This window comes from Flavobacterium sp. SM2513 (assembly GCF_050908145.1).
In the GTDB taxonomy this organism is placed as follows: domain Bacteria; phylum Bacteroidota; class Bacteroidia; order Flavobacteriales; family Flavobacteriaceae; genus Flavobacterium.
In genome coordinates this window covers 573,473-597,065 of the sequence record NZ_CP194228.1, presented here as the reverse complement: position 1 = coordinate 597,065, position 23,593 = coordinate 573,473, and the positions used below count along the sequence as shown (strand labels likewise).

General features: G+C 37.4%; 11 protein-coding genes. 9 read left to right on the top strand and 2 right to left on the bottom strand.

Features of this window, described 5'->3' with window-relative positions; translation table 11 throughout:
* Nucleotides 1-182 precede the first annotated feature (182 nt).
* Together ACQ5J2_RS02285 and ACQ5J2_RS02280 are read right to left on the bottom strand one after the other, a co-directional pair.
* Nucleotides 183-4,103 carry a T9SS type A sorting domain-containing protein gene (locus ACQ5J2_RS02285; RefSeq protein ID WP_432672073.1) on the bottom strand — a complete coding sequence of 1,307 codons (3,921 nt, stop codon included), beginning with the start codon at nucleotides 4,101-4,103 and terminating at the stop codon, nucleotides 183-185.
* A gap of 397 nt (nucleotides 4,104-4,500) precedes the next feature.
* The gene (locus ACQ5J2_RS02280; protein ID WP_432672072.1) at nucleotides 4,501-6,282 is read right to left on the bottom strand and encodes a DUF885 domain-containing protein; all 1,782 of its coding nucleotides are present in this window, start codon (nucleotides 6,280-6,282) and stop codon (nucleotides 4,501-4,503) included.
* A 246-nt stretch (nucleotides 6,283-6,528) separates the two neighbouring features.
* On the opposite strand from ACQ5J2_RS02280, the gene ACQ5J2_RS02275 reads away from it, so the two are divergent.
* The 9 genes from ACQ5J2_RS02275 (at nucleotide 6,529) to ACQ5J2_RS02235 (ending at nucleotide 23,557) form a co-directional block, all read left to right on the top strand.
* Complete coding sequence (locus ACQ5J2_RS02275; RefSeq protein ID WP_432672071.1) at nucleotides 6,529-8,826, top strand: NADP-dependent malic enzyme; 2,298 nt, start codon at nucleotides 6,529-6,531, stop codon at nucleotides 8,824-8,826.
* A gap of 70 nt (nucleotides 8,827-8,896) precedes the next feature.
* The gene (gene ruvA / locus ACQ5J2_RS02270; protein ID WP_432672070.1) at nucleotides 8,897-9,478 is read left to right on the top strand and encodes a Holliday junction branch migration protein RuvA; all 582 of its coding nucleotides are present in this window, start codon (nucleotides 8,897-8,899) and stop codon (nucleotides 9,476-9,478) included.
* A 51-nt stretch (nucleotides 9,479-9,529) separates the two neighbouring features.
* Nucleotides 9,530-16,843, top strand: coding sequence for a cell surface protein SprA (gene sprA / locus ACQ5J2_RS02265; RefSeq protein ID WP_432673341.1), 7,314 nt, complete (start codon nucleotides 9,530-9,532; stop codon nucleotides 16,841-16,843).
* An 80-nt stretch (nucleotides 16,844-16,923) separates the two neighbouring features.
* Nucleotides 16,924-17,304: a glycine cleavage system protein GcvH gene (gene gcvH / locus ACQ5J2_RS02260; protein ID WP_432672069.1), complete on the top strand. Its 381-nt coding sequence runs from the start codon at nucleotides 16,924-16,926 to the stop codon at nucleotides 17,302-17,304.
* Complete coding sequence (locus tag ACQ5J2_RS02255) at nucleotides 17,258-17,671, top strand: VanZ family protein (protein ID WP_432672068.1); 414 nt, start codon at nucleotides 17,258-17,260, stop codon at nucleotides 17,669-17,671. The genes gcvH and ACQ5J2_RS02255 overlap by 47 nt, the downstream gene beginning before the upstream one ends.
* 55 nt (nucleotides 17,672-17,726) lie before the next feature.
* Nucleotides 17,727-18,470: a deoxyribose-phosphate aldolase gene (gene deoC / locus ACQ5J2_RS02250; RefSeq protein WP_432672067.1), complete on the top strand. Its 744-nt coding sequence runs from the start codon at nucleotides 17,727-17,729 to the stop codon at nucleotides 18,468-18,470.
* Nucleotides 18,471-18,480: 10 nt separating this feature from the next.
* Entirely contained in the window at nucleotides 18,481-20,577 is a 2,097-nt protein-coding gene (locus tag ACQ5J2_RS02245) for a gliding motility protein RemB (protein ID WP_432672066.1), read from the top strand.
* A 497-nt stretch (nucleotides 20,578-21,074) separates the two neighbouring features.
* Nucleotides 21,075-21,806, top strand: a complete 732-nt coding sequence (locus tag ACQ5J2_RS02240; RefSeq protein WP_432672065.1) for a DUF6261 family protein — start codon at nucleotides 21,075-21,077, stop codon at nucleotides 21,804-21,806.
* A 185-nt stretch (nucleotides 21,807-21,991) separates the two neighbouring features.
* Complete coding sequence (locus ACQ5J2_RS02235) at nucleotides 21,992-23,557, top strand: hypothetical protein (protein ID WP_432672064.1); 1,566 nt, start codon at nucleotides 21,992-21,994, stop codon at nucleotides 23,555-23,557.
* The last annotated feature ends 36 nt before the right edge of the window (nucleotides 23,558-23,593 follow it).

Here is a 23,593-nt window from a genome sequence, read left to right as displayed (position 1 = left end):
AGGGAAACAACACGCTTGAGATTGCTTCTCGATCAAAACGAGAGACAAAACGTGTCGTACTATCAATCTGCTGGATTGCTTTTTTTAGTTTTAATTTCAATAAAAAGTATAAAAAAAACTACGTTCAAAATGATAACATCTTGAACGTAGTTTTTAAAGTTGTGAAAACGTACTAAATCCGTTTACGACTTAATCACTTTTATGTTTTTCATTGTCGAACCAGAGATAATTTTTACAAGATACGTTCCTTTTGCAAACGAAGACATGTCTATTTGCAAAGTAGTGCTGTTTCCTGAAGTTTGAAACACTTCTTGACCCAACATATTAAATACTTGAACACTATCAATAGCGTCTACATACCCAATGTTCAAGATGTTTTGAACTGGATTTGGGTAGTACGTAAAGGTATCTTTAATAAAATTGCCAGTTGATAAAGCAGTATCAATAAGGATGTCATCTAAGTACATGAAATAGCTGTTGTTGGGCGAAGTTACATTAAATCCGAAGTAATATACCCCTGTTGTAGGAGCGGTAACTGTTACTGAACTAAGGATTGGTGTGTCAGTTGCAAAGTCGATATGTTCTGCAACATCCAAGGTCATATTCTCTGGACTCGCTTGCGTTCCGAATTTTACAATCAGGTTGTTGTTGTAAAAAAATGTATCTGTAGAGGCACCTCCATAACGGTAGGAAATCGTATAATTTTGCCCTGCAACTAGATTAATTCCTCTTGTGAAAAACCAACTGTTTGCATCCGTATATAAATCGCCATTGTACGTTAATGTGCTAGACTCATACCCATAACCTGGATAATAAGACGTGTACCACGTGCTTGGTGCATCTGCTAAATTTAGAGACGAAGTGCATTCAGGTAAAACCGGCTGGAAAGCACTTTCAAAATCTTCGCTATACGGTACATCAGTAGCCGTACATTGTGTGGCAACTACAATGGGTTCCGTCCATTCGCCACTACCTACAGCTGCATCACATACACTTCTTACCCAAACTTTATACGAAGTTCCCGGAGTTAAATCTAAAAATGTAAAATTGCCATTAGTTACTGTAGTTGCCGTCAAGGTTTCTGGATTTGTAACGTCCAGAGCTCCTTTTACAATATGATACTGACTGGAAGTATTCGTATCCCAAATAACACCTGCAGTAGTCATTGTCGTACCTGTTTTCTTCAAATTTTCAATATCAGGACACAAAGGAATTGGTTGCCATACGATGTTATCAATTTCAATATATTGGTACTGACTTTCGGTATTGGCACGAATTCCAATAAAGGTATCGGTTCCTGTATAGTTAGAAAATTCTACCGCATAAACGGTAGGAACATCAGTGGTAACTATGGTTTGTAAGGGAGTAAATTCAGCCGAATCCGTATTCGAATTTAATGTTCCTATTTGAACGGAAGAAGCTCCTTTTGCTTTAAATTTCAAACGGTAAGAACCTAACGAAAGCGTGCTAACACTTGGAGACACTAAAATAATATCGTCCGTTAAAGAAGATTCAGAAGTATTCATAACCACTGCTGTCGTTTCGTCGGGCATATTAGACCAAGGAGATGTTTCTAAATACGCATATTCAGAAACAGTCGCTCCTCGGATAATAGAAGACCAGCAAGATGGTAAATCGGGGGTTTCAGCACTTTCAAAGTCTTCATTAAATGCGGCAGTTGGTAAACATGCAGTTTTGAAACTTACGGGACCAATCCAAGCGCCTTTATCATTATTCATACAAACCGAACGGACCCAAACCGAATAGTTTGTGTTGTCAATCAAATCAGGAATAGCTGCAGTGGCTGTAGTAAAATTTGTAAAACTTAAAGTAGTTGGGTCTTGCGAAGTGGCACTAACTGCCACATCCCAGCTTTCTTCTGCACCACTTCCGGTCCAGCTTACAGTTGCGGTACTAGCGGTTGTTTCAGGAACGTTTACGAGCGTAACATCCGGACAAGAAGGCGTTAATTCCCAAAGTATATTGTCAATATAGATAGATGAATAAGTTTCTGTAGCGTTTATTCTAAACCCGAAATACGAATCTGTTCCTGTATAGCTTGAAAAATCGACAACATACTGAGCCGTGTTATCGGACAGGAGTACAGTTTCATATAAAGTGCTTTCGGCAAAAGAAGTATTGCTACTTAGCGTTACAATATCTACCGATGCTGGAGTATACCCGTGTTTCGCATAAAACTTCAATCGATAAGTACCCAGTCCTAAAGTGGTTAAACTTGGCGCTACTAGAATCATATCTGCATCATTTCCAGAATTTTCATTGAATATTTGAACGGCGTTATTATCGTCTTCAAAAAGCTCAGAGTATTGATTGGTTTCAATCATGTAAAACTCAGAAAGGGAAGCTCCTCTTGCAATTGTACTCCAGCAATCAGGAAGACCTGGCGCTTCTGTAGTGTTGAAATTTTCGTAAAAAGCAGGGATGCCACTACAAGCGGTTTTAAAGGAAATAGGGCCAATCCATGCACCACTTTCAGCAGCACAAACCGTTCGTACCCATACTTTATAATTCGTGTTTTCAGTCAATCCAATTATGTCTTTACTAGTAGTTGTTGAAGTAACAGGTGTTAAAGAGGTTGGATCTGTATCCGAAGCACTTCCCACAACGATATCCCAAGAAACTGACGTTGATTGATTACCAGATAACCATTCAATAGTAGCGCCAGAAGTAGTTACAGAAGGAACCGTAATGGCAGTTACATCTGGACAGGCAGGAATGGGTTCCCATCGCACATTATCAATAGAAACATTAGAATTTGACGTCGCTAGACGAATACCAATGTATTTATCTGTTCCTGTATAATTTGCAAATTCAACCACGTACTCAGTAAACGTGCTGTTTGTGATTACATCGCCTAGACTGTTTTCTGTGAATACCGCTTCGGAATCGTTTGAGCTTAAAGTACCCACTTGAAGCGAACCGTTTCCTCTTGCGAAGAATTTCAAACGGTAGGTACCAAGCGCTAAAGTAGATAAATTTGGCGAAACTAAAATTAAATCGGCAGTGGTCATATCTGATTGGTTGCTGTCCATTCTAACCGAAATGGGCTGGGTCTGACTGTACCAATCATTTGTTTCAATTGTTGCATATTGAGATAAACTTTCGTCCCCTCTTAATATTTTATTCCAGCAAGAAGGTAATTCAGGCGTATTTGTAGCATCAAAGTTTTCCGTAAAAGCGGTAATAGCAACACAGTCGGTTTTAAAACTGGAAGTGGAAGACCAACTGCTGAATAAACCTGTTTCGCAATTGTTTTTTATCCAAAAATAATATACAGTTTCAGGTGTTAAGTCAATCAAGTTTACAGTTTCTCCTGAAGTAATAGTTCCCGTAGGCGTTGTCGCACTTGTAGGAACTGCATCAGAAGTAGAAAGATAATAGCTACTTCCATTCAATGGAGCTATTGTGGAAGCTTGCCATGAAACGGTTGCCGTGGAAGTCGTAACGTTATTTACATGTACATAATAAGGAGTCGCACAGGCTTGTGTAATTCCACCAAATATAATATTAGGAACAAAGGGCACAATATCATGGGCTTCTGGTGGAGATGTAGGGCTAGGATTGTCTCCGTCGCTATACGTAAAAATAGACCGCGTGCCGGTAACAGCTGTGTTGTAAAATGTGTCGTTGTAGTCGTCCCACATTTCTTGGTTTTCATCAACCGCTACAATCAAATTACTCACGCCGTCATAAATAAAAGGAGTTGTCAGTGTCAGCGTTTTCCAACCTGGAGTACTGTTTGTGGTGATTCCACCTGTATATACTTGCATAAGATTTGAAGAAGCTACCCAGTCTGTTGTAGATGAAAATGCTGTTTTAGCTGTAGTACCCATGTAAACTACTAAGTCCTGATTATTTGGCAAGGCACCGCTTCCGTTATAATACCACTGAATAGAAGTAATGGTTCCGGTAGCATTTATCTCAGAGGCCAAATAAATGGATTGTGAATACGAATATCCAAAATACGTTTGAATCGGAATTTTTTGTTCGGTATTTGTTCCCATTCCCACTTGAACCTGCCCAAAAAGAGAGCACGTGGTCGCCAAAATAAAGAACAGCAGAAGCGTAGTTTTTTTAATCATAATAGTTGGTTTAAGTTAGTTTTCTAATTGTAAACAGTAGCGTCCATTAAAATTTATTTTTAGCAAATAATAATCCCGTAGAAAAACAAATATAGATTATCCAAACGTGTAGTGCCTCATTTTTGCGTAGAACAAATGTACTACACAGAAATTAATTCACTTTAAATCAGTATTTTAAATATTTTGTCGTATTTTAAAAAATAGACGATTGTAGTAAGAAAGTGTCTTTATTTTTAGTTTTCATAAAGACGATTGGAATGTAAAAAGTCATCAACTGATGATTTTTTGCTTTTTTCAGGCTGCTTTTTATATCAAAAAATCCAATTAGAGAACATCATTATTTATGTATAGGAGCCGCTTGAAAATGGCTGAATATAGTACACATATGCCGACGCTGTTATTTATGAAACTTAATCCATAAGTTGATTTTATCTTCTAATATTTTCAACGGTAAACAACCTGATTCCAGTATTTCATTATGAAATTCTTTGATGTTGAATTTTTTGCTCATTTCTTTCTCGGCCTTGCTTCGCAATTCTCTAATTTTCAATTGCCCGATTTTATAAGAAACCGCTTGACCAGGAATAGCCATATAACGCTCGATTTCTGCTGTTATACTTTGCAAGGATTCCGCTTCATGATTTAAAGAATATTGTATGGCTTGTTCACGTGTCCAACCTTTGGTATGCATTCCAGTATCAACAACTAAGCGAACGGCACGAAGCATTTCCGCACTTAACATTCCAAAATATTGATACGGGTCTTGATACAATCCCAATTCTTTTCCAAGCGATTCAGTGTACAAAGCCCATCCTTCACCATAAGAAGTAAACCAAATGGTTTTTCTAAAAGAAGGTAATGTAGTATCTTCTTGCTGCAACGAAATTTGATAATGATGACCCGGAATGGCTTCATGCAAAAATAAATCTTCATCTGCATATACATTATATTTCGTCACGTCAGGAATTGGAACATAAAAAACGCCCGGCCGCTTTCCATCAATTGACCCCTGATTGTATTCTGCACTTGCCGATTCTTCGCGAAAAGCTTCTGTACGTTTTACTTCAAAAGCTGTTTTCGGTTTCAGGTCAAAAAGTTTATCCAGATTCGGTTTCATTTTTTGATAAATCGCATTGAAATTGTCAATTACTTGTTGCGGTTCGGTAAAGGGCATCAACTCTTTTCGGTCACGAACGTGGTTGAAAAATTCCTTTATATCACCTGTAAAACCAACCTGCATTTTTACTTTCTCCATTTCAGATAAAATTCGAGCTACTTCTTTCAAGCCTATTTTGTGAATTTCATCAGGAGTTAAATCTGTAGTTGTATATTTTTTCACTAAGTACTTATAATACTTTTCACCATTCGGGATGTCATTAATTCCCGTAGTTTTTCGGCTTGCCGCCCAATAATCGCTGCTGATGTATTGGTGCAAGCTTGTCAAAGAAGGAATCAAGTTTTCAGCAATCAATTTCGAGTAATTCACAGTTATTTTTTTCTTATCTGTGTCAGAAAATGACGCTGGAAATTGGTTTAGCGGACTGTAAAATAAATTATTTTTTAAATCGGCATGCGCCAAATCTTTAATTTGAGGAATGATGCGAACGGTCAGTGCTTCTGGCAAAACAAAGCCTTTTTCGACACCTTCTTTCATTCTCGCCTCGGCAGAAATCACCCAATCATTAAAACCGGCCAATCTTTGCAACCAATTGTTGTAATCTTCAACGGTTTTAAAAGGTTGAGCACTCGAACCGCTCGCCAATTGTCCCATCATCAAAGGAATCGACTGAAATTGATTTATGGGCATCAACTCTTCGCGAAACTGAAAACCTTCCAATGTAATATCACATTCCCATTCTAAAATTGATTTACTCAACTTGTCACTTTCGGATAATTTTGCAGTATCAAATCGCATCATCGCTTTCTTGTATTTCTCAAAAAACGCTTTACTTTTCACTAAATACTCGTCGCTCAGGGTGTTTGGAAACAAATGGTTGAATTTGGTTTCTCCCGCAAATGTGGCTTCAATGGGGTAAAGCGCCATCCGTTCTTGATAATACAGTTCTAAAACTTCGTTAAGTTCTTTGTTTTCATTTTCGGTAACGCCAATTGTATTTGTTTGTTTACACGCTTGAAACGGTACTGCAAATAAGCAAAGAGCCAAAACTATTTTTTTCATAACTAAGAAATATGATGAGATATAAGAGGTTAAAGATACGATAGAAATTGAGATGAAGATAATGGAGTGAAGTTTTATCTAATTTGCAAAAAAAATAAACGTAGAATATCCAAAATCTTAACAAAAGTAATTCAATAAAAATTTCCTATTTTCACACAGTCGTTTACCTTTGTAAGTCGGAATAATAACAAAAGAGTCAATTGGTGTATAAATTTTTGACTTCCGTAAAATAATATATAGCTAGAAATGAAACGAAATATTAAGAGAAGAGAAGCTTTACTATATCATGCGAAACCTACCCCAGGAAAAATACAGGTAATCCCTACAAAAAAATACGCAACACAAAGAGATTTATCTTTAGCCTATTCGCCCGGAGTTGCTGAGCCTTGTTTGGAAATCGCAAAAGATGTAAATAATGTTTACAAATATACAGCTAAAGGTAACTTAGTTGCTGTAATTACTAATGGAACGGCCGTTTTAGGACTTGGAGACATTGGTCCTGAAGCTTCAAAACCTGTAATGGAAGGAAAGGCATTGTTGTTTAAAATTTTTGCAGATATTGATGTTTTCGACATCGAAATTGACTGTAAAGACATCGATAAGTTTGTTGAAACAGTTAAAAATATTGCACCAACTTTTGGCGGAATCAACTTAGAAGACATCAAAGCACCTGAATCTTTTGAAATCGAACGTCGTTTGGTGGAGGAATTGAATATTCCCGTAATGCACGACGACCAACACGGAACCGCGATTATTTCATCGGCAGCCTTGCTAAATGCTTTGGAGTTAGCTGATAAAAAAGTGGAAGACGTAAGAGTAGTTGTTTCAGGAGCAGGTTCTGCAGCATTAGCTTGTGCGAATTTATATGTTCTTTTAGGCGTTCGTCCAGAACACATCACTATGTTTGACAAAGACGGACTTTTAACCAAAGACCGAACCGATTTATCGCTAGTTCAGCAACGCTACACTTCCGAAATCCATTACGAGAATTTGCATGAAGCGTTAAAAGGAGCTGATGTTTTCTTAGGACTTTCTGCAGGGAATATTTTAACACCAGCGATGTTGGTGGATATGGCCAACGACCCTATTGTTTTTGCGATGGCAAATCCAGTTCCCGAGATTGACTATGATGTAGCAATTGCTACCCGAAAAGACATTATCATGGCAACCGGACGTTCCGATCATCCAAATCAAGTGAATAATGTGTTGGGTTTTCCTTATATTTTCAGAGGAGCTTTAGATGTTCGTGCAACAAAAATTAACGAAGAAATGAAAATGGCGGCCGTTCATGCCTTGGCTACTTTGGCCAAAGAATCGGTGCCGGAACAAGTAAATATCGCTTACGGCGAAACTAAATTAAATTTTGGCCGCGATTATATTATTCCAAAACCATTTGACCCGAGATTGATTACTGTTGTTGCTCCAGCGGTTGCAAAAGCAGCGATGGATTCTGGTGTGGCGACACATCCCATTCAAGATTGGGAAAAGTACGAACAAGAATTATTAGACCGTCTAGGTTCTGATAATAAAATGGTTCGAATGCTGACCAACCGTGCGAAAAACGACCCAAAACGAATTGTTTTTGCGGAAGCAGATCATTTGGATGTACTGAAAGCTGCTCAAATTGTGATGGAAGAGGGCATTGGTCATCCTATTTTATTAGGTGACAAAGAAGTTATTTTAGAATTAAAAGAAGAACTAGGTTTCGACGCCGATGTGCCTATTTTCGACCCTAAAAAACCAGAAGAAGACTCTAGAAGATTGGAATATGCCGATATTTTTTGGAAAGCCAGAAAACGCCGTGGAATTTCTCTTCTAGATTCACAAAAATGGATGCGGGAACGTAATTATTTTGCAGCAATGATGGTCAATCACGGAGATGCCGACGGTTTAGTTACGGGTTATTCCCGAAGTTATCCTTCAGTAATCAAGCCGATGATGCAATTGATTGAGAAAGCACCTGGAATTTCACTTATTGCCACGGCAAACATGATGATGACCAATAGAGGTCCTATGTTTTTATCGGATACCGCGATTAATCCAAATCCATCCGCTGACGACTTGGCTAAAATTGCTTTAATGACTGCAAAAACAGTTAGAATGTTTGGAATGGAACCTGTTATGGCAATGGTTTCCTACTCTAATTTTGGTTCTTCTGATAGTCCAAATGTGAATAAAGTACGTGAAGCTGTCGCTTATTTGCATAAATATTATCCTGATTTAATTGTAGACGGAGAAATTCAAGCTGATTTTGCTTTGAATCCAGAAATGATTCAAAAGAAATTTCCATTTTCTAAAATTGCAGGAAAAAAAGTAAATACGTTGATATTCCCAAATCTAGAATCAGCAAATATTACGTATAAGTTGTTGAAAGAATTGTATAAAACGGACTCCATTGGACCTATTATTTTGGGAATGGACAAGCCTGTGCATATTTTTCAACTTGGAGCAAGTGTTGAGGAAATGGTAAATATGGCAGCCGTTGCAGTAGTTGATGCTCAAGAGAAAGAAAAACGCAGAAATGCATTGCGAAGCTTGAGTTAATATTTAATTGTTTAAATTTCAAGTTCTTTAGTTCGAGATTTTTGTTACATTTGGCATTTACTTAACAGTTATGATTGCACATATTCAGGGGAAATTAGTCGAGAAAACACCTACAGAAGTAGTCATTGATTGTGGTGGCGTAGGTTATCATATAAATATTTCACTACATACGTATTCATTATTACCAAAAACTGATTTTATAAAGCTGTTTACTTATGTTCAAATTAAGGAAGACGCTCATACTTTGTTCGGTTTTGTGGAAAAAACAGAACGGGAGATATTCAAAATGATGTTAAGTGTTTCTGGAATTGGAGCTAGTATTGCACGAACCATGCTTTCGTCGCTCGAACCCAAACAAGTAATTCAAGCTATAGCTTCTGGAGATGTTGCCACGATTCAATCTGTTAAAGGAATTGGAATGAAGACAGCCCAACGCGTTATAATTGAGCTAAAGGATAAGGTGTTAAAGTTATACGATTTAGATGAAGTTTCATTGGTTCAAAACAATACAAACAAGGATGAAGCGTTATCTGCACTAGAAGTTCTAGGCTTTGTGCGGAAAACTGCGGAAAAAGTGGTCGAAAAAATTGCTCGAGAAAATCCAGAAGCCACGGTTGAATTTATTATCAAACAAGCGTTAAAAAATTTATAGTTTTTGAAAACATTTTTTATTAAAAGTATCAATTCAATTTTGAAAACAGCTATGTTCTTAGTCGTTTTCTTTTTTGCTTTCGAAATTCAGGCTCAAGTTGATCCCGAAGATCAAGAACCTGTAACCGACACTATAAAAGGGTATAATACAGGAAAAATAGAAATTCAGAACCCGCCTTCCATTGTTTCGTCATACACGTACGATGCTGCAACGGATCGGTACATTTACAACTCAAAAGTGGGTGGTTTTAATATCACCTATCCCGCTATTTTAACGCCAAAAGAATATGAAGCCTTGGTGTTAAAAGAATCTATGCGTAATTATTTTCAAGATAAAGCAAATGCAATTGACGGAAAAAAGTCGAGTGAAGATGCTAAGAAAGATTTACTTCCACGGTATTATGTAAACAATAGTTTCTTTGAAACCGTTTTTGGTAGTAATACGATTGATGTAAAGCCCACAGGTTCTGCTGAAATGGATTTGGGAATGCGGTATACCAAACAAGACAATCCTGCATTGTCACCAAGAAATCGTGCCGTAACTACCTTTGATTTTGACCAAAGAATTAGTTTGAGTTTACTAGGAAAAGTAGGAACGCGATTGACTGTAAATGTAAATTACGATACAGAATCTACTTTTGCTTTTCAGAATTTAATTAAGCTTGAATACACGCCTACGGAAGATGATATTTTACAAAAAATTGAAGTAGGAAATGTGAGTTTACCTTTGAATAGTTCGCTTATTCGAGGTGCTCAAAGTTTGTTTGGTGTAAAAACCCAACTTCAGTTTGGAAAAACATCCGTTACCGCCATCTTTTCTGAACAAAAGTCACAAACCAAGTCGGTTACGGCTCAAGGAGGAGGAACCATTCAAGATTTTGATATTTTTGCGTTAGATTATGACGCTGATCGCCACTTCTTTTTATCACAATATTTCCGAAATCTATACGATTCGTCGTTGCGAAATTATCCTGTTATCGATAACCGAGTGCAAATTACACGCATGGAAGTTTGGGTAACGAATCGTCAAAATAGAGTAAGTACAACGGATAATAATTTACGAAATGTCGTTGCCTTGCAAGATTTAGGTGAAGCCCAACTTACGGGATTACAAGATTATCAAGTAGTTAATTTAGGACCAGTAATTCCTGGAGGCTTTTTTGTAAACCCTCCTAATTCACCAGTTGACAATAGAAACAACAAGTTTAATCCCGCTTTAATTGGTTCTGGCGGTTTTTTGAATAGTTCGATTCGAGAAATTGTCACTACAAACAATAACTCTTTCGTTCTTCCTGCTGGAACTACCGTTGCCGAAGGTTATGACTATGCGAAGTTGGAAAATGCAAGAAAACTTTCATCAAATGAATATACATTTCACCCACAATTGGGTTATATTTCATTGCAGCAGCGTTTGGCTAATGACGAAGTTCTAGCTGTAGCGTACCAATATACTATTGGTGGCGAAGTGTATCAAGTTGGTGAATTTGCAAATGGAGGTTTGGAATCTACAACGGTAACTGGTGACGAACCTGAGAATCAAGAGATACAAACCAATAGTTTGATTCTGAAAATGCTTAAAAGTAGTTTGACAACGGTTCAATATACCGTTGGTTCTGAGTCGAGAACGCGTCCTATTTGGAATTTAATGATGAAGAATATTTATCAAATTTCTCCAGGAGGTCAGTTGGAACAAGAAGATTTCCGATTTAATATTTTATATAGTGATCCTTCGCCATTAAATTATATTACGAAAGTTGCGGGTGGTCCTGACCTTCCTAGTAACGTTGCAGAAACACCTTTGCTAAAAGTATTTAATGTAGATGCGTTAAATTATACGAATGACCCTGAAAATGGCAGACAAGGTGATGGGTTTTTTGATTTCATTCCCGGACTAACGGTTGATACACAAAACGGACGGATTATTTTCACTACGGTTGAACCATTTGGTAAGCTTTTATTTGATAAACTTAAAACTCCAAATTCTCCTACAGAAACGTATAGCGACCCAGCATCCTATAACGCCAATCAGGCAAAATATGTTTTCCGAACTTTATATACCAATTCGCAAGCAAAAGCTTTGCAAGACAGTGAGAAAAATAAATTTCAATTAAAAGGAAAATATAAATCTACAGGTGGCGACGGAATTTCAATTGGAGCGTTCAACGTGCCTCAAGGTTCTGTTACCGTTAGTGCTGCAGGACGAATTTTAGTAGAAGGTCTTGACTACATCGTAAATTATCAGCGAGGTACGGTTCAAATTTTAGATCCAGCTTTGCAAGCTTCAAATACGCCAATTGAGATTTCATTGGAAAATAATTCTGTTTTTGGGCAACAAACACGACGCTTTTTTGGGGTAAATGTGGAACATAAATTCTCTGACAAGTTTGTTTTAGGAGGAACGATTCTGAGAATGTCCGAACAACCTTTTACACAAAAATCAAGTTTTGGACAAGAGTCCGTTAATAATACTATTTTTGGATTAAACACGAATTACAGTACAGAGCTTCCGTTTTTGACTCGATTAGTAAATAAACTACCCAATTTAGATACCGATGTTCCATCTAATTTATCTGTTCGAGGAGAAGTAGCTTTTCTAAAGCCCGATTCGCCTACAGACGATCAGTTTGAAGGTGAAGCAACAATTTATGTAGATGATTTTGAAGGATCTCAAACTTCTATTGATATGCGATCGGCTACTGCATGGAATTTGTCTTCCGTTCCATTGCGAAAAGATAATTCAAATCCGGATTTTGGAGGTGACGTTACAGGAGAGATTGGTCAAGCAAATGCTACACGTTACGGTTTCAAACGGGCCAAATTAGCATGGTATACCGTTGATCCAGTTTTTTACACGAGTTCACGACCAGGTTCAATTACAGATGCCGATATGTCATTCAATAAAACACGACGTATTTACTTAGATGAATTATTCCCTGTAAATGATGTAGCAGACGGACAACCTACCGTAATCAATACTTTAGATTTGTCCTATTATCCTACAGAACGTGGACCATACAATTATAACCCAGTAGCAAACGGAAACACACTTCCCAATCCTGGAGAAAATTTTGGAGGAATTATGCGTTCCATTAGTTCAACTAATTTCGAGCAAGGAAACGTAGAGTACATTCAGTTTTGGATGTTGAATCCCTATGAAAATAATGAAACCGATCCTGTAAATGGAGGAAAATTATTTTTCAATTTGGGTGAAATTTCAGAAGATATTCTTAAAGACGGGAAGAAACAGTATGAAAATGGTTTGCCTGAGGCCAATTCGACACAAAATACAGTTGCAAGCATTTGGGGACGCGTTCCTTCTTCTCAATCGCTGATTTATGCATTTGACACCAATACAGCAAATCGTGCGGTTCAAGATGTAGGACTCGATGGTATTGGTGATGCGGATGAAGCACTATTACCTGGTGCCGAAAACTTTGCAGGTTTAGAAGATCCAGCAGCTGATAATTATGAATTTTATTTAGATGCTACAGGAACGCTGTTAGAACGCTACAAAAATTATAATGGTTTAGAGAAAAACTCACCCGTAGAAGTTACAAATAATTCCCGTGGAAATTCTACTTTGCCAGATGCGGAAGACTTGAACCGCGACAATACGATGAACACCATTGATGCTTATTATCAATACAGTGTTGATGTGTCTGAAAATGCGTTGTCAACTGTAGGACAAAATTACATTACCGATATTATAGAAATTGAAAATGCGAGAGTTCCAAATGGAGCATCTGGTATTAGAGCAAAATGGGTTCAATTTAAAATTCCAATACAAGATGTAAAAGAGGCCAACAACATTGGAGGTCTGGAAGATTTTAAATCCATTCGCTTTATGAGAATGTTTATGACCGGCTTTTCGAGTGAGGTAACCTTGCGTTTTGGAACGTTAGACCTAGTTCGTGGCGAATGGCGTCGTTTTACAAATTCACCTGAAACAGGGCAGCCTTTTCCAACTCCGGACCCTACAACTTTAGACGTATTAGCCGTTAATATTCAAGAAAACGGAACAAGACAGCCCATTCCTTATAAAACACCTCCAGGTGTAGAACGCGAACAGTTGTACAATAATAATTCGGTGATTAATCAAAACGAACAATCGTTGTCACTTCGTGTTTCTGGAACAGAGGGATTGGAACAAAATGAATCCCGTGCGGTTTTCAAAAACATTAGTATGGACATGCGTCAATTCAAAAAAATTAAAATGTTTTTGCATGCTGAATCAGTAGCAAACGATATTTTAGTTGATGATGAAATGGCCGCTTTCTTACGTTTTGGAAATGATTTCACTCAGAATTATTACGAAGTAGAATTACCTTTGAAAGTGACGCTGCCAAGTTCTTCTGCTACTCAAGAAGAAATTTGGCCAGAAGACAACAACTTAAACTTACCATTGGAATTGTTGACAAAGATGAAAATTCTTCAAATGAGTGCTGAACAAAGTGAGTTCAATGACCAGGGGGTTTTCTCTAAATTTGATTACGAAATAGACCCAAATATTTCCGCAGCAGACAGTCGAATTAAAATTAGTATCAAAGGAAACCCAAATTTTGGACAAGTGCGAACTTTGATGGTTGGTGTTCGAAACAATACAGGAAAAGAACCGCAAAATTTAGTTGGTAAAAGCGTGAAAGGGGAAGTGTGGTTCAACGAACTGCGACTTGCTGGAATGGATAACGAAGGAGGTATGGCTGCTATTTTGAGTGTTGATACAAATTTTGCTGATTTTGCCAATATTTCTGCTACAGGACGAATGAGTACCATTGGTTTTGGAGCTTTAGAAGATGGTCCAAATGAACGAAGTAGAGAAGATGCACAACAATACAATATTGTAACTAATTTAAGCTTAGGAAAACTTTTGCCTAAAAAATGGGGAATCAACGTGCCTTTCAATTTTTCTACAGGTGAAGAAGTAATCACTCCAGAGTATGACCCGTTCAACCAAGATATTAAATTAGATCAGTTGCTTAATGTTACAGAAGATCAAGCAAAAAAAGACAACATTAGAGAACGTGCTATAGAATATACGAAAGTGAAAAGCATTAATTTTATTGGCGTGAGAAAAGACCGTGGTCCAGAACAAAAACCGCATGTTTATGATCCTGAAAATTTGACTTTCAATTATTCGTTCAACGAGACCGAAAAGCACGATTACGAAATTAAAGAATATGTGGATCAACAAGTAAAAACAGGTGTAGATTATAATTACAGTTTTCAACCGAAATTAGTGGAGCCTTTCAAGAAAAGTGAGTTTATGAAAAAAAGTTCGTATTGGAAAATACTGAGCGACTTTAATTTTAATTATTTGCCTTCCAATATTAATTTCAGCACTAATATTTTGCGACAATACAACCGTCAGCAATTTAGACAAGTGGAAGTGGAAGGAATTCCATTAGATGCTTTATACCGAAGAAATTATCTGTTTAATTATCAATACGGATTTAATTATAATTTAACCAAAACCTTAAAATTAAATTATACAGCGGCAACGAGTAATATCGTAAGAAATTACTTGGACGACGACGGTAATACGATTGATTCATTCACAATTTGGGATGATTACTGGAATTTTGGTGAAGCCAATACCCATAATCAACAGCTGACTTTAAACTATGAATTGCCGTTGAATAAACTGCCGTTCTTGAGCTTTTTGAAATCAACCTACACTTATACGGGAGACTTTAATTGGCAACGAGCATCCATTGCAGAATCAAATTTTGAAACGCAAAATCCAGATGGAACATTATCGTATTTTAACTTAGGAAATACCATTCAAAATAATGGATCTCATCGTGTGAACACGGCTTTAAACATGGATTTGTTTTACAAATACATTGGATTAACCAAAAGCTCGGCTAAAAAACCAGCAACACGAAAAGGCAATCAAGCGCCACCAAAACCAGGAGAACGTATTGATAGCAAACGTGTAGTAACTCCATCCGGAGGTAATGTATTTTTAGACGGATTAATTGGCGTAGTAACAAGTATCAAAAACATCCAAATCAATTATGTAGAAACAGGCGGAACGGCATTGCCAGGATACTTGCCGGGAATTGGTGTTTTTGGAACTACTAAACCGGGTCTAGGTTTTGTTTTTGGTAGTCAAGACGACATTCGATATGATATGGCGCGAAACGGTTATTTAACCGATTATCCAAATTTCAACCGAAATTATACGGAAGTTGTTACCAAGAATTTAGACGTAACCGCGAACTTAGATTTGTTTCCAGATTTCAAAATCGATTTGGTAGCCAACAGAAGTTATGTAGATAATTTCTCTGAACAATTTGATGTTTTAGACGGCGAGTACCAATCACGTTCCCCATATAATTCAGGAAATTTCACGATTTCAACCATGATGATTGCAACTGCTTTTGGTACAAGTGACGAAAATGGTTCTGCTGCTTTTGATGATTTCAGAAGCAATAGAATTGTAGTTGCTGACCGTTTGGCACAAAATTATTACGGTGGAGGTACAGTTCCACGATACGGCGACGCTGCAAATCCAATTCCAGCTGAAACGGATCCAAATTACCAACAAGTCATTTCTAATTTAGGCTACCCAGTGGGATTTGGAAAAAACAGTCAAGCGGTATTGTTGCCTTCATTTTTAGCAGCATATACGGGTAAAGATGCTGGAGGGATTTCGTTAGATGCGTTTAGAAATATTCCAATTCCAAACTGGACTATTCAGTATACAGGATTAATGCGTTATAAATTATTCAAAGATAATTTTAAACGTTTTTCATTAAAGCACGCTTATAAAGCATCGTATACGGTCAATGCTTTCCGCTCTAATTTTGAGTACGATATTAACCCAGATTTACCAGACCAAGCAGGTAATTTCCCAAATAAAACATTGATTTCAAATATCAATCTAGTCGAACAGTTCAATCCGTTAATCAAGTTTGATATGGAAATGAAAAACTCGATTAAGATTGTTGCAGAAATGAAGAAAGACCGTGCTTTATCAATGAGTTTTGATAATAATTTATTGACGGAAGTGAAAGGTTTGGAATACATTTTAGGATTGGGTTACCGTATTAAAGACGTTACTTTCAATTCTGCATTGGCAGATAATCCAACGGGAATTATTAGAAGTGATATTAATATCAAAGTTGATTTTTCACTTCGTCAAAGCCAGACAATCGTTCGTTATTTAGATTACGACAACAACCAGCTGGCGGGAGGACAAAACTTATGGTCAGCTAAATTAACAGCTGATTATTCCTTTAGCAAAAACTTGACGGCGATTTTTTTTTATGATCATTCATTTTCAAAAGCAGTTATTTCTACGGCATTCCCAATTACTAATATTAGAACAGGGTTTACGTTGCGTTACAATTTTGGAAATTAAAGGGAAATACTGAGCAAAACATTTTATAAATATAGCAGGATGCAATACATTTGCTTTTTCAAACTAAAACAAACAACATTATGAATATTCCAGCCGAATTAAAATACACGAAAGATCACGAATGGATCAGCCTTGAAGGCGATATTGCTACAGTAGGAATTACTGATTTTGCGCAAAGCGAATTGGGTGACATCGTATATGTAGAGGTTGAAACGCTAGACCAAACTTTAGAAAAAGATGAAGTTTTTGGAACTGTTGAAGCAGTAAAAACGGTATCGGATTTATTTTTACCTTTGGCAGGTGAAATTGTTGAATTCAATGATTCTCTAGAAAGTGATCCTGAAAAAGTAAATTCTGATCCTTATGGAGAAGGTTGGATGATTAAAATAAAAGTTTCTGATGTAAATGATTTTAATGAATTACTTTCAAGTGAAGCTTATAAAGAACTTATCGGAGTATAAGAAAACAATTCAGGCGCTTACCGTTTTTTGGACGGGAATGGTTGCTTATTTATGTTTAGTAAGTTCTGACCGTTTACCAGAAGTGGATGTGATCGATTTTGATAAATTGGGGCATTTTACTTTTCATTTCGGATTGACATTTTTGTGGTTTTTATTTTGGAAAGCCACCTATAGAACTGAAAACAAGTTTGCCTTATTAAAGGCATTCTTGTTTTCATTTTTTTTTGGCGTTGTGATTGAAGTTTGTCAAGGCGTATTCACAGAAACGAGATATTCCGATATACGCGACGTTTATGCCAACAGCGTTGGAGCCTTAGTGGCGGTGTTAGTTCTTTTTCTGGCAAATAAATACCGCTCTAAAACTTAAAATATAATCTTGAAATCATAGGCAGTACTTACCTAAGTTTCGCTACTTTTATAACATGGATATTAAAAATTATTTAGATTCTACTTACCTTAAAACCTTGGAGCAATCCGGTTTAAGTGCGTCTAAACATAACGAAACCGTTACTTCTTTTATTCAAGAGGCAATTGACCATCAGTTTAAATTGATTATGATTCGTCCAGACCAAGTGCGTCTTGCGAAGGAAATGATTGTAAAGGCACGGTCGAAAGTAACGATTGGTACCGTTATAAGTTTTCCCGAAGGAACCAATACTTTAGAAGAAAAACTGGCAGAAGCTCAGGTAGCAATTGATAATGGAGCAGACGATTTAGATTTTGTTTGCAATTATCAAGCGTTTATTGACGGCGATTTAGAAACCGTGCGACAAGAAGTTTTGCAAGGCACTCAACTGGGTTTGCAACACAATAAAATTGTAAAATGGATTATTGAAATCGCTGCATTAACTGAAAAACAAATCATTCAAATTTGTTGTTTGATTAAGAAAACGGTGGTTTCTAATTTCAAAGACGAACAGTATCACTTGGTTTACGTAAAATCCTCTACGGGTTTTTATGTAACAGAAAATAATTTGCCGAATGGCGCTACAATTCCTGCCATCATTATGATGCTCGAAAACGCTTCGCCACTTTCTGTCAAAGCCGCTGGTGGCGTACGGTCGTATGAGGAAGCGGTTCAGATGATAAAATTAGGCGTGAAAAGAATTGGCACTTCATCCGCATTGGCAATCGTTTCCGGTGCCACATCGGATTCTAATTATTAATTTATTTTTTATGAAAAAAATACTACTTATTGGCTTGTTTTTTAGCCTGTCATTAGCTCAAGCACAAGAATCCAGTTTGTTTCCGCCGGTTTTTCCAAGTTGCGAAAATCAAAATGAAGTGGAAATGAAGGATTGTTTTTACAATACCATCCAACAATTGATTTTTGATAACTTTCAGGTTCCAGAAATTGTTGTAAAAAACAACTATAAAGGAACGGTAAACGTACTTTTTGAAGTGGATACTTTGGGTACCTTTAAAGTGCAATATGTGGATGCGATATATCCAGAATTGAGCAGCGAAAGTAAACGCGTGTTCAAGATGTTGCCAAAAATTACGCCTGCAATGAGTAACGGTAAGCCCGCTTTCGCAAAATATACGCTGAAGATTGCCATTCCGTTAAAGGACCCTAATGAAATTGTTCCTACCGGTTTTGAATCGGCGACGGATTCCATTAAGGCCAATAGAACAAAGGTTTTGACGGAGTTTGACAGTATTGTACAAAAGAAATTTGACAATCCGATGTACGAAAGCGGACTGAATATTCCTTTTACACACAGTTATTATACCCAGTTTGATTCGTCCATAAATCAGGTGGGAAGCAACAACCACACGGGTTCGAAGCCATTGGCTTATAATGAGGTTGCTCCTTATTATGATTTTAGTGCGGTTAATGCAAAGTTGATGAAGGATGCAGATTCTTGGTTTGCCCAAAAACTTTGGAACGAACATTTCTTTCAAGTACAAGGCGAAGATTATTGGATTACCTTAAATCCTATTGTTGATATCAGAATGGGGAAATCAACACCAAGTGATGCAAGTTATACGTATCAAAATACCCGTGGAATTCAGGTGCAAGCCGGTTTAGGGAAAAATCTAGTTTTGACGTCCACTATTTACGAAAGTCAAGGCCGCTTTGCTGATTATTACAACCAGTATGCATCTTCTATCAAGCCTTCAGGAGGAAATCCTGCGATAATTCCGGGTATTGGAATTGCAAAATCTTTTAAAACGGATGCATTCGACTTTCCTTCGGCAGATGCAAACATCACGTATGCACCAAGTAAAATGATTAATTTACAATTGGGTTACGGTCGCAATTTCATAGGGGATGGGTACCGTTCCTTGCTTTTAGGAGATGCGGCAAGTCCTTATCCGTACTTTAAAATCAATACTACTTTTTGGAAAATTAAATACACGAATACCTATATGTCGCTCAAAGATGTTAGGGCAGATGTGACGGATGAACGTACGTATGCTACGAAATTCATGGCCAATCATTACTTGAGTTGGAATGTAACGAAACGATGGAATTTAGGGTTTTTCGAATCAGTGGTTTGGAGTAATTCCAATGATAGAGGCTTTGATGCCAACTTTATCAACCCGATTATCTTTTACAGAACGGTGGAGTTTACCTCGTCTTCGCGAAGTGGAAATGCCGTGTTGGGATTGACTACGAAGTATAAATTTAACAACCAATTCAACTTTTATGGTCAGTTTATCTTAGATGAATTTTCATTGGGAGATATTAAAGAGCAAGACCAAAGTTGGAAAAACAAATATGGATACCAACTGGGGTTGAAATACTTTAACGCCTTTAATATTCCTAATTTATTGCTTCAAGCGGAGTACAACAACATCCGTCCGTATGTGTATTCGCACAGCGAACCGTTGACCAATTACGGGCATAACAACCAAAGTATGGGTCATGCTTGGGGTGGAAACACGCGGGAGTTTATCGCCATTGCCCGATACAATAAAGGACGCTATTTTGCGGAAGCGAAACTAACTTATGGCATCAGAGGATTAGACTTTGATACAGCCGAAGATAGTTTCAACTACGGAGGGAATATTTATAAAGATTACGACGAAAATCGTCCGTTTGACAGTGGCGTAACCATTGGTCAAGGAAATAAAACGAGTATTGTTATTGCTGATTTGCAAGCAGGATATTTAGTAAATCCGGCTACTAACTTGAAGGTTTTTGCTAATTATATGTTCCGCGATTTCAGTCCGGAAACAGAAACACTTACCGTTCAAAAAAACACAACAAGCTGGTTCACCGTAGGTATTCGCACGGATATCTTCAACATGTACTTTGATTATTAGTGGGGTTTTTGATTCAAATTATTTAAAAAGCTGCAACAAATCGTTGCAGCTTTTTTGTTTTCAATCCATTTTAGGCACCCGTCGTAGTACTTCAACGACCTATAAGTGGAGGGGGGTCGTCGTAGCGCTTCAAAAGTCTCTTGCAGTTGTCGGGGAGGTTTCGTAGCGCTTCAAAAGCCTCTTGCAGTTGTCGGGAAGCTTTCGTAGTGCTTCAAAAGTCTCTTGCAGTTGTCGGGGAGGTTTCGTAGTACTTCAAATGGCTCTTGCAGTTGTCGGGATGGTTTCGTAGTGCTTCAAGTCATGCTGCTGGATTGTTTTAGTATTTTATATTGAAAAAGAGCGGTCTTAACTCGAGTTGGAACAACTTGTTTTGGTATATTCTCTTATATGAACCCCAATGAATACAAGACCCTCAGTTATTTTCAGCTAAAAAATACAATAATGTATTTTGTTTTGGTTTTTTTTATAAATTTGGGTAAACCGTAAACCGTATCATTATGCAACTTTATCCCATCAGCACAACTCGATTACAGGTAATCGAAGCAGGACAATTCATCAATCGTTATATTGAAGATGTTACAAATTCAGGTCAAGTACTTACTACAGACCCCGAATTTAAAATCCAATTTGATAAAATCAAGGCCATCAATATTCCGTATAACGAGGCTTTATTGCAAGTGAAAGCCCGTGCCGAAACACTAGCCTTATTAGAACTCGACTTGCGACGTGATAGAAAAGTTTTAGTAATTCGAAGATTTACGAGTGCTTACGAATACACGGACGACCCTGGTGAACTTGCTGCTTATCGCGAGATAAACGTAATTTTGCGCAAGTATAAAAACGTTGAGAAAGACAATTACGAAACCGAATCGCTTGCCATCACTAACATGATTATTGAAATTCGAGGAGCTCAGGACAATGCGATGGATGCCTTAAACTTAAAGCGTCATGTAGACAATCTTGAAGTTGCAAATGATGAATTTAAAACTATGTTTGCCAATCGTTCTACCGAAATTGGTTCAACAGTAGAATACGATACCAACGCTTTAAGAAAAGAAATTTTTGTAGTCTATAACAAGCTTGCTAATTACGTCTTGATGATGGCAGATTATAAGGGAACACCGTTTTTCTTGGATATGTTGAGAAGGGTAAACACCGGTAGGGAATATTATGCCGACATTATTGCCCGTCGTGAGGGCGTTAATAAAAAGAATAATGCTAATAAATAAGTAAATGTTGTTCACACTTTAAAAATCATATCGCTCGTTTGAGTGCTGTGATTTTTTTTTGATGTAGAAGGAACGCAGTCCATGAGGTTGCTTTTTATAGGCGCTTATTTTTTTTTCAATTTTAAGATTTTATAAAGAACTAGAAAACTAATTGTGCCTATATTTATCCTAAAGCGACATTTGTTATGAAAAAGAGTGCCAAGAGAATTGTATATAGTATTGTAGGAATCATCGTTTTCCTTGGCGTAGCAAGCCTTGGCGCGAACTGGTGGATTGATGCCCAACTCCCCAAGCTGATTTCGGAGAAGAACGAAACGCCGTATCACATACAGTATAAAGAGCTGGAGGTTTCGCTTTTTTCAAAGACGATTGAAGCCAGAGGCATTACGATTGTGCCCAAGGAACGCGAGAAAGACAGCTTAGCAAAGAATGGTATTTTTGCAACAGTAGAGCGGGTTTCTATCGATAATTTTTCAATTTTTCCGTTGCTATTTAGTAATAAAATTGAAGCGCAAACGATAACCGTGCACCGTCCGAAAGTGACTTTGTTTAAAGACAATGACAAGACCATTAATTCGACCAAAAGTATTGGTTCGAAGGTGGTAAAACCGTTTCAGCAAATCGTTACGGTAGCCGATGTTAATTTGGAACAAGGAAGTTTTAGAATTTTAAATTTGAAAAATAACAAGACGCTGTTCTCTGCTCAAAATGTAACCTTCCAGTTGGATGATATTGCCATTTCCGACGCGACATTGGAACAAAAAATCCCTTTTACCTATAAGAGCTACGCCTTTAGTTGCGACAGTTTGTTTTATAAAACCGATGACGGATATCAGATACAATCGGCTAAAATTGCTACTACTAATGTAGGTGTCGACATCGAAAAGTTTGCCATGGTGTCGGTCTATAACCGTCGGGAATTTGTAAATCAGTTGGCAAAAGAGAAGGATTTATATACGTTGAAGGCTGATAAAATTTCGGTTAAAGAGATGGATTGGGGTTTTAAAGAAGAGAAGTTCTTTTTTAAGACCAATGCAATTGAATTGAGTGAAATGGATGCCAACATCTACCGTAGCAAAATGCCGGAAGACGATTTGACTATCAAGCCGCTTTATAATAAATTACTGCGTGAACTGCCGTTTACGTTGCAAGTGGATACGTTGACGGTTGCCAATTCGAGATTGGTTTATGAAGAAGAAAAAACCTTTGACAAAGGAGCTGGGAAGTTAGAATTTACTTCTTTTAACTTACAGGCCACGCATTTGAACAGCGGATTTGAGCAAACCAAACTTCCTGACGTGCAAATTGCGATAGACTGCAAGTTTATGAAAACCTCGCCTATGAAAGTCGATTGGCGTTTTAACCCGATGGACAAATCAGATGGATTTACGATAAAAGGGAGAATCTTGAATTTTGAAACGGGACGCTTGGCGGTGTTTACCAAACCGTATTTAAACGCGACCACCAAGGGAACATTTGACCAAGTGTATTTCAACTTTTCTGGAAACGACAACCAAGCCAGCGGTGATTTTGCGTTGAAATACCACGACTTAAAGATTAAATTATACCAGAAGAACAACCGCGACAAGGAAAGTAAATTGAAAAGTTGGGTAGGTAATTTATTACTAAGCGATGATTCTGAAGGGAAATTGCTTGAAAACGAAGTCTCGGTAGCACGGATTAAAGAAAAATCCTTTTTTAATTACTTATGGAGGTGTATTGCCGAAGGGTTGAAGAAGACGTTGATATAAAAAAAGGGTTCTTTCAATGAAGAAAGAACCCTTTTA